Below are 12,847 nucleotides of genomic sequence, written 5' to 3' on the forward strand. Positions count from 1 at the left end.
TGGCCTTCTTTCGTTATATCCTGTCGAATATCACGGTAGGCTTTGCAACATGCGTGAGAAGCGTCTTTCGGGCCTTCCGTCCGCATGCGACGAAGCACAACGAACCAGCAGGAGCCAGCAGCGGTGCGCAGCCGATCCCCTTTGTCCGACCTCGCGGAGCGTGGTCAACCCTTTGCGAACGAGATTTCGTCGACCCTCGTTGCGGTGCGCTCGGCGTCCGAGCGCGGCCGGGCCGAATCGATCCGTGATGTCGTCGATGCCTATCGGCGACTGTATGGCAGCGTGCAGCGCTTCGTCCTGATGCTCACCGACGACCGCCTGAATTTCGCGTCGGTGGGCACGTCGGGCTCGCACTCGCTGAACCAGTTGCTGTCGATCCTCGCCGAGCAGGCACGCGCCGCAGGCTTCGCCCGTCTGCGCGAACTGAAGGCGACCATCGAGGACGCGCGCCCGGCGGAACAGTTGCGCGACGCCATTTTCTCCGATGTGTTCAGCAACGACGTGGCCGCGTTGCGCAAGGTGGTGGCGGAACTCGAACGGCTCGACGCGGCCTTTATCGGTCTGTGCGTGGGCCATGTGCTGGAACAGCATGCACGTGCTGACAGCGGTACGGGCCCAGCCATCGCCGGCAGGCGCCGTATCGCGCGAAATACGGCGGCGGCCGCGTCCACTCCAGGCAAAGCGAACGCGGAGCGGAGCGTCGCGCGTGCAAACGATTGATCCGCCGGTGCCGCCCATGAGCGCTTTTTTTTGTCGACCGTTATATCTTCGTGAATATATCGCGACGCGCGCTCGCGCAGCGAGCGGAGCGTGCGCCACGCGCCATCTGTGCGCGTCGAGCCTGCCTGACACCGAACCGGATTCGAGATGCCCATGAACACGCCCCCGTTTCGCCTTGCCCAGCCCTCGCGTCTGAAACTGTCCGGCGACGAGCTTGCCGGCGCCGGCATCCGCGCCGTCGATCCTTGCTGCACGCCCGCCAACGTCTCGCCTCCGAACACGAGACGGCGCGCGCGCCTCACCGAACTCGACAGTCATCTGCATTGTTCGATCATCGGCACCTGTTTGAGCACGCACGAGCTGCGCAAGCTGGTGCCCAAATTCACCGGTCTCGACCGGCGCAACGCGAGCGATCTCGAGATTCATCACTCGGCAGTCGAACTCGCGATCGAAGGCGGCCCCGCCGCCAAAGCCCTGCACAAGCTGCTCGACGAGCGCTATGCGGCGGCGATCCGCCGCTTCGACAAAGCCGCCGACGACGTCGATCTGCTCGAACTCTGGGGCGAAGCGTTGAAAAGCGGCGACATACCGCCCGCTTACTGGGCGTTGATGACGCATCCCCTTACGACCATGCCGGTGCGCCAGAAGGCGTTCGGTGACTTGCACATGCTGTCGCATCTGGTGGGCGCGGCCAATCGCGCGGATATTCGCCGGCTGGTTGCGCTGGAGGAAGAGAATGCCGCGTTGAAGGAGAAAATCGAGCGGCAACAGGGCCGTCTGCACGAACTCGGCATGGAGCGCGATGCATCGATCGCCGCGCTGAACGCCCAGCTCGCGCAACTCACCGCGCAAGCCTGCCGCCCCATGGCCGCCGATGCCGCCGGGCTGGAAGCCGAAGTCCAGCAGCTGCGCAACAAGCTGGCCGACGCCGATCAACGCGTCGCATTGCACACCAGCCGCCGCGAAGCGGCGGAACAGCGCACGCTTCAGGAACAGGACGCGGCGCTTGCACTACGCAAGAGCCGCGACAAGGCGCTGGCGCAGCTCAAGCTGGTGCAAAGCGAATGTGATGCGCTCGAGCGCGCCACCGTCGACGCGGCCGACACCGCGAGCGGAGCCGGTACGCGCCGCGCGAGCCTCGATAGCGTGCACGGCAAGCGGATCGTGTATGTGGGCGGCCGGCCCGGCTCGAATGCCGCGCTCAAGCGGCTGGTGGAAGCGGCCGGCGGCGATCTGGTAGTGCACGACGGCGGCGTCGAGGATCGCAAGGGACTGCTTGCCGCCGCGTTGCCCGGTGCGGATATCGTCGTGTTCCCGGTGGACTGCATCGATCACGATTCGATGAACACGCTCAAACGGGTCTGCGAGCGCCATCGAATCGATTATCACCCGGTGCGTACCGCGAGCGTGGCGAGCTTCGTCGAATTGATGGCGCGGCTGCATCCCGACCATCTCGCTCAACTCGGCAACCCTGCGCCGTCGGCGTTTTGCCTGCGGCACGGCTGAGCGCGAGGCGCGCTGAGTCAAGAATCGCGAGGGCCGCCAAGGGCCGCCGCTCAGGAACGGATCAGCCGCGTCAACTCGGCGATCTGCTTCGCGCAACTTCGCTGCGCCTCTTCTTCGACATCGCGGTACAGGCGAATGATGGACTCGCCGACCGGCGTGAGCGTGCAGCCGCCGCCGCTCTGACCGCCCTGCTCCGAATGCGTGGCCGGCGACTTGAGCGAACGGTTCAATTCGTCGATCAGCAGCCAGGCGCGCCGGTACGACATGTCGAGGCTGCGCGCCGCCGCTGAGATCGACCCGTATTCGCGCACCGCTTCGAGCAGATCGACTTTGCCCGGCCCGAGTGCGACGGCATCCGCGCTGCGAATGCGCATCCGGAAGCGCACTTCGGGGCGCGGCTTCGCGGATTTATGCAGGGATTTCTTAGCCGCTGCGGGTTTGGTTTTTGCTGTGTCAGCCATGCGCGAAAGCATACACGAACCGCTTCGCGCTGCCACCCTGGCCGAACGGCTTTCAACGTGGTGGCGGGAAGCAATATCCGTAGGCTTCGCAGCCAGGGCAACCCGGCGCGGGGCCGGGCTGCAAGCCCAACGAAAGCGCGCGCTGGGCGGCGAGGAATTTTTTCCAGCGCAGGTCAGCGACATTCAGCACGACGAGCGTGGGGAAGTAGCGCGTCAGCATCCACGTGACCTCGGTGCGGCCGGCGAGGCCGAGGTCGCGCCATAGGTGGTCGGGGCGCAGGCAGGCGTGGGCGATGATCGTGGCGAGCCAGTGCGCATCGTCGGCGTGGACGGTGGGGCGTGCGTGGGTGAGCAGGAGTGCGTGGAGCGAGTGGACGAAGGCGATGTGTTCGTTGGCGTTGGCATTCATGCCAACGTTGCGCGGCAATGCCGCCTCGGCCGCATGCGTGAAATGCCGCGCCAACAGCGTATGCCACTCGCGTGGCTGTAGCCCGAGCAAGGCGAGTTCGTCATGCGCGTCGCGCGCGGCGATCAGCTTGGCGAAAAGCCGCGTGTCGGCGCTGGCCGCATCCGTCGCTGCATCCAGCCATTTGCCCATGCACGCGGCGCCCAGCGGGTCGAGCGGCAACGACAGCGGTTCGGCATCGCACGCGCCAACCCCCGAAGGCGGTGCGGCACGAGCAGCGCGTGCAAGCGGATCGTCAGACATGGCGGCAACGCGATGATGAAGAGCCGACCATATTACGCCAGCCTCCCGCGCACACGCGTCAGGTCCAACGTATCAGCTCAAAACCCGCGCTTCGATCCGCGCGAGCCGTTTGACGTGACGCGGTGCGGGCAGGAGGTCCGAGCCGGAGAACAGAATCGGCGCGCCGTCTTCGGCATCGAGACCCTCGGCGCGAAAGTCGCGCATCAGCTTCCGCGCGACGACCGTCAGGTCAACGAGGCGCTGTGCCGTGGCGTGCCGCTCGTCACGCTGGCGCGCGACAGCGCGCTCGCCCACGGCATCGGCCTGCTTGCCGACATGCTGTTGCCGGCTATCGCCGAACGCCGGAAGGGCGTGATCGGCCGGCTGCTGGCCACGTGGCCGAATCTGCCGCCGCAATTGAAGCCGGGGCTTTGAAGCGGTGCTTTGAGCGGCCGGTTGCAGGGGTATTTTGACGGTGTATGGTAAAAGAACCGCATCCGTTCGATTACCCCGGGGAACTCACGTGAGCGCTGGCGACATCGCGTCGATCCTGTCCAATCCGATTCTCAACACGGATTCGTACAAGGCCTCGCACTATCTGCAATATCCACCCGAAGCGTCGGCGATGTTCTCGTACATCGAGTCGCGCGGCGGGCGCTATGAGCGCACGCTGTTCTTCGGTCTGCAAATGCTGCTGAAGGAATACCTGTGCCGGCCGGTCACGCCGGCCATGATCGAGCAGGCCAAAGCGTTTTTCAGCGCGCATGGCGAGCCGTTCAACGAAGCGGGTTGGCGCTACGTCGTCGAGCAGTGCGGCGGCTATCTGCCGGTGCGGATTCGCGCGGTGCCGGAAGGCTCGGTGGTGCCGACGCACAACGTGCTGGTCACGGTCGAATGCGACGACCCGCAGGTGTTCTGGCTCGCTTCCTATCTGGAGACGATGCTGCTGCGCGTGTGGTATCCGATCACGGTGGCGACGCAAAGCTGGCATCTGCGCAAAACGATCCGTGCCTACCTGCAAAAGAGCAGCGACGACCTCACGCAATTGCCGTTCAAGCTGCACGATTTCGGCGCGCGTGGGGTGTCGAGCGCGGAGTCGGCGGCGATCGGCGGCGCCGCGCATCTGGTCAGTTTCATGGGTTCGGACACGGTGCTCGGCGTGGCGGCGGCGAACCACTACTACAACGAAACGATGGCCGCGTTTTCCGTGCCGGCCGCCGAGCATAGCACCATCACGTCGTGGGGCCGCGAGCGCGAGACCGACGCGTTCCGCAACATGATCGCGCGCTTCGGCAAGCCGGGCGCGATCGTCTCGGTGGTGTCCGATTCCTACGATCTGTTTGCCGCGCTCGACGTATGGGGCACGCAGCTGAAACAGGCCGTGCTCGATTCCGGCGCCACCCTCGTGATCCGCCCCGACTCCGGCGATCCGCGCGCGATCGTGTTGCAGACGCTGCGCGCGCTCGACGCGTCGTTCGGCTCCGTGGTGAACAGCAAGGGCCGGCGCGTGCTCAACAACGTGCGCGTGATTCAGGGCGACGGCGTGAACCCCGATTCGATCGCGACGATCCTCGCCGCAATGGACGAGGCCGGCTTCGCGGCCGATAACATCGTATTCGGCATGGGCGGGGCGCTGTTGCAGCAGATCAACCGCGACACGCAGCGCTTCGCGATGAAGTGTTCCGCAATCCGTCTTGGCGGCGAGTGGCACGACGTGCGCAAGGACCCGGTCACGGATGCCGCGAAGCGTTCGATGAAAGGACGCCTGACGTTGCTGAGACATCGCCGCACGGGCGAGTACCGGACGCTCACGCTGCCCGTCGCGTGGGACGAACACACCGTCGCGGGCGAGTGGGACGAAGCGCTCGTGACGGTGTTCGAGTCCGGCAAGCTACTGGTCGATGCCTCGCTCGCCGAAATCAGGAACCGCGCTCACGCGGACGAAGCCTGACGCGAGCCGCACGCCGCGACCCAGATGTTCACACCCGCCGCGCGGATGTCGAGCCGGCATGCCGCACCCTCGCGCAAACCGGCGTCTTCGCTGGCAAGGTCGAAGCGCACCCCGGCGATATTCACGCGAACATAGCGCTCGCCGCGCCGCAATTCGACCGACTGGACGACCCCGGCATGCGCGCCTTGCGGCGTCACGGCCAGCGCATGCGACGACACGCGCCACATGACACGCTGGCCTGCGGCGGCAAGGGAGGGCAGGTTGGCCGTTGCCACCGTCAAGCCCGGAGCGATCTGCACCTCGCCCGCCGCGCTCACCGAACCTTCGCCGACGTTGTGCAAGCCGAGCAGGGCGGCCACCCGCATCGAAGCCGGCCGCTCGAACACGTCGGCGATCGCGCCCGCCTGCAACACGCGCCCCTGTTCGACCACCAGCACCTCGTCGGCCAGCAGCGCGGCTTCATCGGGATCGTGCGTGACGATGATCGTCACCGCGGCGATCTCGCGCTGCAAGGCCCGCAAGGATTGTTGCAGGCGGCGCCGCCGCGGCGTATCCAGCGCGGCGAACGGCTCGTCGAACAGCAGCAGTTCGCTATGCCGCGTGAGCGCGCGCGCGAGCGCCACCCGTTGCCGCTGACCGAACGACAACTGATGCGGCAGCCGTCCGACCAGCGGCGCGAGGCCGAGATGATCGAGCCAGTAGCGTGCGCTGGCGGCGTCGGCATCGACGGGAAAGCTGAGCTGGCGCGCCACGCTCATGTGTGGAAACAGGCCGTAATCCTGCGGCATGTAGCCGATCTGGCGGCGCTCGGGCGGCAGCGTATGCAACTCGGTCGCGCCGAGCCGCACGGTGCTCGACGCGTTCGATTCGAGCCCCGCGATCAGACGCAGCGCCAATGATTTGCCCGAACCCGACGGCCCGATGATCGCGAGACGCCGGGTGGCCGGCGTCCACGCGATGTCGAGATCGAAGGCGCCCAACTGACGGCGCAGATGGAACGTGAGGCGGCGATCGTCGGCGTCGCCGCGGCTCGCGGTGAGATCCGTGCCGGGTTCGAGCGTGTCGTCGCCGTTTTCGGTCTGGTCGGGCGCGGGCTTTTGCCGAAGGCTGTAGATCGACAACGCGGCGCAGAGTATCGCGATCGCGAGCGTGGGCAGCAGCAATGGCATCATCGCCGGAAGCCCCTGGCCGCCGAACACCACGTACGTGTAGACCGGCAGTGAATACGGGTGATAGGCGACCATCACGGTCGCGCCGAACTCGCCGAATGCGCGCAGCCAGGCGAGCGCGAGTCCCGCGCGAATCGCCGGCCAGGCCACCGGCAGCATCACGCGGAAAAAACGGCCGCCGGCATGATGGCCGAGCGTGGCGGCGACGTCGTCGAGCACCGGATCGACCGAGGCGAATGCGGACTTCGCGGCGATGATCAGAAACGGCGCGGCCACGAAGATTTCCGCCAGCACGATCCCGGCGAACGAATCCGTCAGCCCGCCGCCGGTGAGGCGGCCGATGCCGCTATAGGGCCCAAGCAGAAACAGCAGCAGCACGCCGCTCGTGAGCGGCGGCAGCGCCAGCGGCAACTGCACGACGAAGCCGAGCAGCGCCATCTTGCGCGAACTCGACCGCGCGAGGAAATAGCCGAGCGGCACGCCGCCCAACAGGATCGCGAACGAGGCCGCCGTGGCGCTCGCCGCCGACACGCCGACCGCCGACCACGTCGCGCGCCAGTCGACGTTCGCCCAATCCGCGGCGCCGAGTTGCGGCACGCTCGCGACGAACGGAGCGCACAGATAGATAGCGAGCAGCGCCGCCAGCCACAGCAGCGGTCGCGCAGCGGCGCGCTTCACCGCGTCAGTGCGTGGCGGCGTCGATGACGGCTTGCACCGATGGCGGCATAGACTGCACGTTGCCGCTCACGACGGGTTTGACGACGTCCACGCCATGCTGCTTGAGCAGGGCGCGGCCTTGCTCGCTCAGCAGGAAGTCGACGAAGCTGACCGCGCCGGGGCGGTTCGGCGCGTCGTTGAGGATCGTCAGTGTGTAGCTGGCTTTGGCCTGCAATTCAGGCGCCGGGTGGATCGCCGGAATCTTCAGGTCGGACGTCTCGGTCGAATAGAAAAAGCCTGCATCGAGCTGGCCCGATTGCAGACGGCCCACCAGCGTTTCCTCGGGCAGCACCTGCGCGGGATTTTCCGGCGCGCCGAGCGTCTTCTCGACCAGGTCCGGCTGATGGTAGAGCTCGGCCGCCTTCGTCATCATTTCGACTGTGAATGCGCCTTTGGGATCGAGCTTCGGATCGGTCCGGCCGATGCGAATACCCGGCTGTTGCAGTACCTGGTCCCAACGCTTGCTCTTGAATTGCGACGCGAATTTGCTCTGCGGCTTATAGCCGATCATCAACGGCGATTCGGCGAAATTCACGTACCACGTGACGTGATCGCCGTTCGCCTCGCCCATCAGGCTGCCGTTTACCTTCGGGCTCGCGCTGATGAATACGTCGCCGCGCCGCAGCTTGCCCTTGATCTCGTTGGCGATCTTGTTCGAGCCCGCCGCATAGCCGCGGAACTGCTGACCGGTGGCTTTTTCGAACGCGGGGCCAATGCTGCGCTCCATCAGGTTGACGAGCGAACCGGCGTACAGCACGTTGACCGTGTTGTTCCCCGAGTTCTGCGCGAAGGTGGGCGCAGCCGTCACGATGCCGGTGACGACCACGAGAGAAGCGAGCAGCTTGCGAATCATGCGATAACCCCGATGCGTTATTTGAAAGCGTCACATTACGACGCCATTACGGTGCCTTGCGTTCTGCCGTGACATGGCCGGTTTAGCGGACCGCATGCCGTCGTTTGCACGAATGCCAGGCGTCACGCCGGCGACGGTGAAACGGCCGATATGCGTGGCGGTATACCGCGTATTGACGCGTTGATGCACACGGCTGCCGCCATCGCAGCGTAATATACACACGGACATAGCGAATGAACAGGCCGCCAGGGCGTCGATGCTGGAGATAACCGCGTATGGATAGTGTGAATGTGATTACCGCGCCCGCCGTCGACGGTGCGCTCGTGCTGAGCGGACGGTTTCAGCGTCCGCTATCGCTCAGCCTCGAAGCGCTTCGGCGTTACGACAGCGTGACGGCCACGGCTTTCGATCTGCGTTGCTATACGACGAACCGTTTCATCCGCAGCGTCGACGCGTACCGTGGCGTGCGCCTGACGACTTTGATCGCGGAGGCCGGTTTGCCGAACGAGGTGCCGGGCGAGTTCAAGCGCACGGTGTTCGTCGCGCGCGGGCAGGACGGGTATGTCGTGACGTTCTCGTGGCACGAGCTGTTCAATACGCCGATCGGCGAGAACGTGCTGATCGCTTACGAATGCGGCGGGTGCATGTTTTCGAGCGTCGGCAGATTGATCTGCGCGTTCTTGTCGTATTGATTGACCACCACCCGCACCTTCGCGGCCGGATAGCCGAGTTCCCTGAAGATGTCGAGCATGCGGCGCCCGCCATGCAGGTACAGCGGCGTCTGCCGCACCACCATGCAGATCGCGTCGCTATGATCGAACGCGTGGATCGTCAACGGGTTCAGGCTCTGGCCGATGTCGATCAGCACGGCATCGTAGCGTTCGCGCACCAGCGCGAGAATCCGCTGCAGCTGCGCGGGCTGCAACTCGGCGGCCTTGAGCGGGTCGCCCGCGCCGGCCAGTACGTCGAGGTTCGCATGCACGTGCATCACGCACGAATCGAACAACGCGGCGTCGAGATGATCGATCTGCGAACATAGATCGGCGAGCGTGGTCGGCGGGGGTCTGTCGGCCATCAGCAGGCTGGCATCGGCGAATTGCTGGCTGAGGTCGATCAGCAGCACGCGCCGGTCACGCTGTGCGGCGAGCGAACAAGCGAGATTGACCGCGATCAGCGTCGTGCCGCTGCCGCCCTTGCTCGATGCCAGCGACACCACTCGCCCCGCGCGCCGCCCGGCCGCGGTTTTCCTCGCGTCGATCCGGGTGAGCGCGGCGGCGATCGCCAGCGGATCGAGCGGCCACGACAGCAGGTGCTGCACGCCGACGCGCATCGCCGCGCCGAGCAACGCGGTGGCCGGCGAGCGCACCACCAGCATGCATTCGAGCGCCGGCCAGCAGGCGAGCGCCTCCTCGACACCATCCATTTCACGCGTGTTCAGACTGGCGTCGTCGACGATCAGCAGATCGGCGTTGCGGATCAGGCGCGCGTGCGCGCGCAGTTGCCGGGCCGAGCCGTAGGCCGTGCGCAACCGGTAACGCACGCCGCTTCCCTCGAGCCGCGCGACGATCTGCTGCGCGTGGTCGATGCTGGCGGCCATCAGGAAGATGTCGATCATGTCGGGTCTCCATCGGTCTGAGGCCGCCAGTTGGGGAGGCCACGCCGACCTCCCCGTCGGCGTGCGGACTCATTCGTTGTTATTCGTTGTTGTACGTCGTTATTCGTCGAACTCTGTTGGCCGGATTTGCGCGTCGCGCTCGTGGTCGGTATTCCATTCGGGCGACGCCGGCATTTCATAGAGCGCGTCGCGCAACGCGTCGCGCCGGATTTCGGCCTGGGCCTTGCGCCTGAGCGCCTCGGCAACCACCAGCGCCATGACATCGACGGGCGACGCGGCGAACAGCGCGCGCCGTCGCGCCGCGACACGCCGGCGATAGGAGAGCCCGGTTGCGCCCGCGCCGGCGAAAGGGTCCGGCCGCGCGACGGCGTCCGGCTCGCAAATCGTTTTCTTCATGACAGCCCCCGAAAGATGAGCCTCTTTGTCAGGTTTCCTTGTCCAGATGTCCGTGTCCGTGCAACTGCACGGACACGGCACCCAGTCCACCTCGTAACATGTGTCTCTCTGTGGAGACTGTGGCCTCTCCTCGCTTCTTCGCACCGGCTGGTCCTGGCCGGCGCTGCCCCTGCCCTTGTTCGGTGGTGCGTCACTCGCCAACGGCGCGAATGCGGCACTCGTCGTTATTGATGTCCCCCTTCAGGTCCGTCGGTAAAGAGACCTGATAGCGAGTCAATTTCACGTCGTCCGGTTCGGAATGCAGATAAATCTGTGTATCGGTCATTCAGCCGTTTTAATCGACTTCCGTTCAGTTGGCCCCGCCGCTACCTCGCAAACCTGGCTTCCCCGGCCGGGCTTGTGAAGTCCGTGTTGCCGCCGGCGTTTTTCCAATCTCAGCTTTCCCCGTGCTGTGGACCGGTCGGCAACGCATTCGTATTTGTCGTGCGGTGCTTATTGCAATGGCTATGCCATGACCACCGGAAGCCTTATGCCGCCGTGAATCTCACTGCATGGCAACCCTGTATGGATTCGTCCGTGCCGGGGGTTGATTCGTTCGTGACACGCCCATGCGCCAAGTTCCGCCGCGCCGCGAAGAAAACTGGCGCTCGCCAGCGATTTCGCCAAACCCGCGCGGGCCATGACTGGCCATGGTTTGCGCGGCGTACCCGGTAAGCAGCACCCACCGCCCGAAGCGTCGCTTCACGCTGGCAAAGGCCTGCCCGATATGTCGCAACCATGAGACGAACCGCGTTGCCGACATGCAATTCACATCGCGATTTAGCGCGGCGCGATTGCACGGTTATGTGGGAATCCTCTCATAACAGGGCTTGACCGGATTTGTTTAATCGTCCTCAGCGCACCAATTGCACGAAAATCATTTCTTAATCCAGATTTGTTTGTATGGCGCTATCAGGCGCTTTCGCTTATCTTTAAGCCATGCGCCAATTAGAGCGCCGTTTTCAGGTCATCAAGGCAAAAAACGGTTTTGTGATTCGGGGATGAAGGCGTGCTGCGGTTTCAGCAATGAACGCTCACGCTATCGGTCCACCATGCAGCATTTCGCGGTTTATGCCGCCCGCTTCATGCCCCATCATTGCCACTGCCGTATGCGTCGTCGCCGGACTGCTGCGGCCGGTCCTGAACGTTGAACGCAAGCCAGCCCGATCCGCGCAAGCGGACCGGGCTGGCTTAGTTGACTGAAGGCCGGCGCCGCCCGCCGGTGTATCCAATGTGTTGAACAGCAGTCCTGAGAGCAGCATCGAACCGGGGGTAACATGACTACGACTTGCACGCCTGTCGACGCGGAACGCACCGTTCTGTACGTGTCGAACTTGCCCGATCAGCAACTCGTCGATTTTCTGGCGGCGTCTGGCTGGCAAGCCGTGCACGCCAAGAGCACGGCCATCGCCGAGCGCATGATCGAGCGCGGCAATATCAAGGTCGGCCTCGTGCAACTGCCCGACGAGTGCACGTCGCAGCATCTGTCCGCGCTCGCGTCGTGCATGCGGCGCGTCGAAACCAATTGGGTCGCGCAAATCGTCCCCGGCCAGGCTGAAGACGAACTGGTCAGCCGCTTCATCCTCGATTACTGCTTCGACTTCGTCACGCGGCCGTGGCTGAACGACCGGCTCGTGTTCGCGCTCGGCCATGCGCACGGGCTGTCGAGCCTGCGTCACGCGCCCGACGCGCCGGAGCCTTCGCTCGGGCGGCACGGCATGGTCGGACAATGCGAGGCCATGCAGCAGCTCTATCGACGCATCGACAAATGCGGCGTGACCGACGCGCCGGTGTTCGTCGCAGGCGAATCGGGCACCGGCAAGGAATTGACCGCTCGTGCGATTCACGAGCGCTCGCCGCGCGCCGGCCGCGCGTTCGTCGCGATCAATTGCGCGGCGATTCCGCCGAGCCTGCTGCAAGCCGAGCTGTTCGGCCACGAGCGCGGCGCGTTCACCGGCGCGCTGCAACGCAAGATCGGCCGGATCGAAAGCGCGCACGAGGGCACGCTCTTTCTCGACGAAATCGGCGACATGCCGCACGAATGCCAGGCCGTCCTGCTGCGCTTTCTGCAGGAAGGCACGATCGAGCGGCTTGGCGGCAACGGGCCGATCAAGGTCGACGCGCGGGTCATTTCGGCGACCCACGTCGATCTGGACAAGGCGGTCGAAGACGGGCGCTTCCGCTCCGACCTGTATCACCGGCTGTGTGTGCTGCGCCTCGTCGAGCCGCCGTTGCGCGAGCGCGGCGGCGACATCAAGCTGCTCGCCAACTATGCGCTCAGCATGTACCGGCAGGACGGCGCGCGCAAACTGCGCGGGCTGTCGAGCGACGCGATCGTCGCGATGTCGAACTATCCGTGGCCGGGCAATGTGCGCGAGTTGATCAACTGCGTGCGGCGCGCGGTGGTGATGAGCGAGGGCCGCTTCATCACCGCGAGCGACCTCGGTCTGCCGGAAGCGGACAACGGCCCGGCGGTGACGCTTGCTGAAATCCGCAGCAAAGCCGAAAGGGACGCGGTCGAACATGCGCTGCAGCGGCATGGCTACAAGTTGTCCGAAGCGGCGGCCGAGCTGGGCATTTCGCGCGCGACGCTGTACCGGCTGATGCATGCGAACCGGCTGCATCAGGAGCCCGCGGCGGGCCGCGCGTCGAACGCGACCGGCGGCCCGGACGCCGACGACGAAGCCGAGCGGCAAACGTCTTCGGTGGCTTGAGCCGTGACGCTTGCGGCG

13 protein-coding genes and 1 pseudogene are annotated in these 12,847 nt (G+C 65.3%); 6 read left to right on the top strand and 8 right to left on the bottom strand.

Annotated features, from left to right (window positions below):
* Positions 1-123: 123 nt before the first annotated feature.
* The gene (locus tag PQQ53_RS19075) at positions 124-720 is read left to right on the top strand and encodes a hypothetical protein (protein WP_408153234.1); all 597 of its coding nucleotides are present in this window, start codon (positions 124-126) and stop codon (positions 718-720) included.
* 153 nt (positions 721-873) lie between these two features.
* Positions 874-2,226, top strand: coding sequence for a DUF2325 domain-containing protein (locus PQQ53_RS19080; RefSeq protein WP_408153233.1), 1,353 nt, complete (start codon positions 874-876; stop codon positions 2,224-2,226).
* A gap of 50 nt (positions 2,227-2,276) precedes the next feature.
* On the opposite strand, the gene PQQ53_RS19085 is transcribed toward PQQ53_RS19080, so the two are convergent.
* The 3 genes and pseudogenes from PQQ53_RS19085 to PQQ53_RS19095 all read right to left on the bottom strand — a co-directional run.
* Complete coding sequence (locus PQQ53_RS19085) at positions 2,277-2,687, bottom strand: winged helix-turn-helix domain-containing protein (protein WP_408325303.1); 411 nt, start codon at positions 2,685-2,687, stop codon at positions 2,277-2,279.
* A gap of 52 nt (positions 2,688-2,739) precedes the next feature.
* Entirely contained in the window at positions 2,740-3,285 is a 546-nt protein-coding gene (locus PQQ53_RS19090) for a nitrogen fixation protein NifQ (RefSeq protein WP_408325345.1), read from the bottom strand.
* 183 nt (positions 3,286-3,468) lie between these two features.
* Positions 3,469-3,576: pseudogene (locus tag PQQ53_RS19095) on the bottom strand (molybdopterin-dependent oxidoreductase); the annotation flags it as partial.
* A 72-nt stretch (positions 3,577-3,648) separates the two neighbouring features.
* Here PQQ53_RS19095 and PQQ53_RS19100 point away from each other — a divergent pair.
* The gene (locus tag PQQ53_RS19100) at positions 3,649-3,810 is read left to right on the top strand and encodes a hypothetical protein (RefSeq protein ID WP_408325306.1); all 162 of its coding nucleotides are present in this window, start codon (positions 3,649-3,651) and stop codon (positions 3,808-3,810) included.
* An 88-nt stretch (positions 3,811-3,898) separates the two neighbouring features.
* Positions 3,899-5,326 (top strand): nicotinate phosphoribosyltransferase, encoded by a 1,428-nt coding sequence (locus tag PQQ53_RS19105; protein ID WP_408153228.1) that lies wholly within the window; start codon positions 3,899-3,901, stop codon positions 5,324-5,326.
* On the opposite strand, the gene PQQ53_RS19110 is transcribed toward PQQ53_RS19105, so the two are convergent.
* Together PQQ53_RS19110 and PQQ53_RS19115 are read right to left on the bottom strand one after the other, a co-directional pair.
* The gene (locus PQQ53_RS19110; protein ID WP_408325308.1) at positions 5,308-7,173 is read right to left on the bottom strand and encodes an ABC transporter ATP-binding protein/permease; all 1,866 of its coding nucleotides are present in this window, start codon (positions 7,171-7,173) and stop codon (positions 5,308-5,310) included. The genes PQQ53_RS19105 and PQQ53_RS19110 overlap by 19 nt on opposite strands.
* 4 nt (positions 7,174-7,177) lie before the next feature.
* Positions 7,178-8,065, bottom strand: coding sequence for an extracellular solute-binding protein (locus tag PQQ53_RS19115; RefSeq protein ID WP_408325311.1), 888 nt, complete (start codon positions 8,063-8,065; stop codon positions 7,178-7,180).
* A 275-nt stretch (positions 8,066-8,340) separates the two neighbouring features.
* On the opposite strand from PQQ53_RS19115, the gene PQQ53_RS19120 reads away from it, so the two are divergent.
* Entirely contained in the window at positions 8,341-8,757 is a 417-nt protein-coding gene (locus PQQ53_RS19120; protein WP_408325314.1) for a molybdopterin-dependent oxidoreductase, read from the top strand.
* Here PQQ53_RS19120 and PQQ53_RS19125 read toward each other — a convergent pair.
* The 3 genes from PQQ53_RS19125 to PQQ53_RS19135 form a co-directional block, all read right to left on the bottom strand.
* Positions 8,691-9,680 carry a CpaE/TadZ family protein gene (locus PQQ53_RS19125; protein WP_408325316.1) on the bottom strand — a complete coding sequence of 330 codons (990 nt, stop codon included), beginning with the start codon at positions 9,678-9,680 and terminating at the stop codon, positions 8,691-8,693. The genes PQQ53_RS19120 and PQQ53_RS19125 overlap by 67 nt on opposite strands.
* 99 nt (positions 9,681-9,779) lie before the next feature.
* The gene (locus PQQ53_RS19130; protein WP_408144922.1) at positions 9,780-10,076 is read right to left on the bottom strand and encodes a hypothetical protein; all 297 of its coding nucleotides are present in this window, start codon (positions 10,074-10,076) and stop codon (positions 9,780-9,782) included.
* Positions 10,077-10,266: 190 nt separating this feature from the next.
* Positions 10,267-10,401, bottom strand: coding sequence for a hypothetical protein (locus PQQ53_RS19135; RefSeq protein WP_408144921.1), 135 nt, complete (start codon positions 10,399-10,401; stop codon positions 10,267-10,269).
* 991 nt (positions 10,402-11,392) lie between these two features.
* Here PQQ53_RS19135 and PQQ53_RS19140 point away from each other — a divergent pair.
* Complete coding sequence (locus tag PQQ53_RS19140) at positions 11,393-12,829, top strand: sigma 54-interacting transcriptional regulator (RefSeq protein WP_408144919.1); 1,437 nt, start codon at positions 11,393-11,395, stop codon at positions 12,827-12,829.
* The last annotated feature ends 18 nt before the right edge of the window (positions 12,830-12,847 follow it).

It is taken from the genome of Paraburkholderia strydomiana, assembly GCF_046030495.1.
In the GTDB taxonomy this organism is placed as follows: Bacteria; Pseudomonadota; Gammaproteobacteria; order Burkholderiales; family Burkholderiaceae; genus Paraburkholderia; species Paraburkholderia strydomiana_A.

Coding starts and splice junctions, on each gene's coding strand:
- PQQ53_RS19085 (WP_408325303.1), bottom strand. CDS start 2,687: ATGGCTGACACAGCAAAAACCAAACCCGCAGCGGCTAAGAAATCCCTG.
- PQQ53_RS19080 (WP_408153233.1), top strand. CDS start 874: ATGAACACGCCCCCGTTTCGCCTTGCCCAGCCCTCGCGTCTGAAACTG.
- PQQ53_RS19120 (WP_408325314.1), top strand. CDS start 8,341: ATGGATAGTGTGAATGTGATTACCGCGCCCGCCGTCGACGGTGCGCTC.
- PQQ53_RS19090 (WP_408325345.1), bottom strand. CDS start 3,285: ATGGGCAAATGGCTGGATGCAGCGACGGATGCGGCCAGCGCCGACACG.
- PQQ53_RS19115 (WP_408325311.1), bottom strand. CDS start 8,065: ATGATTCGCAAGCTGCTCGCTTCTCTCGTGGTCGTCACCGGCATCGTG.
- PQQ53_RS19135 (WP_408144921.1), bottom strand. CDS start 10,401: ATGACCGATACACAGATTTATCTGCATTCCGAACCGGACGACGTGAAA.
- PQQ53_RS19130 (WP_408144922.1), bottom strand. CDS start 10,076: ATGAAGAAAACGATTTGCGAGCCGGACGCCGTCGCGCGGCCGGACCCT.
- PQQ53_RS19140 (WP_408144919.1), top strand. CDS start 11,393: ATGACTACGACTTGCACGCCTGTCGACGCGGAACGCACCGTTCTGTAC.
- PQQ53_RS19125 (WP_408325316.1), bottom strand. CDS start 9,680: ATGATCGACATCTTCCTGATGGCCGCCAGCATCGACCACGCGCAGCAG.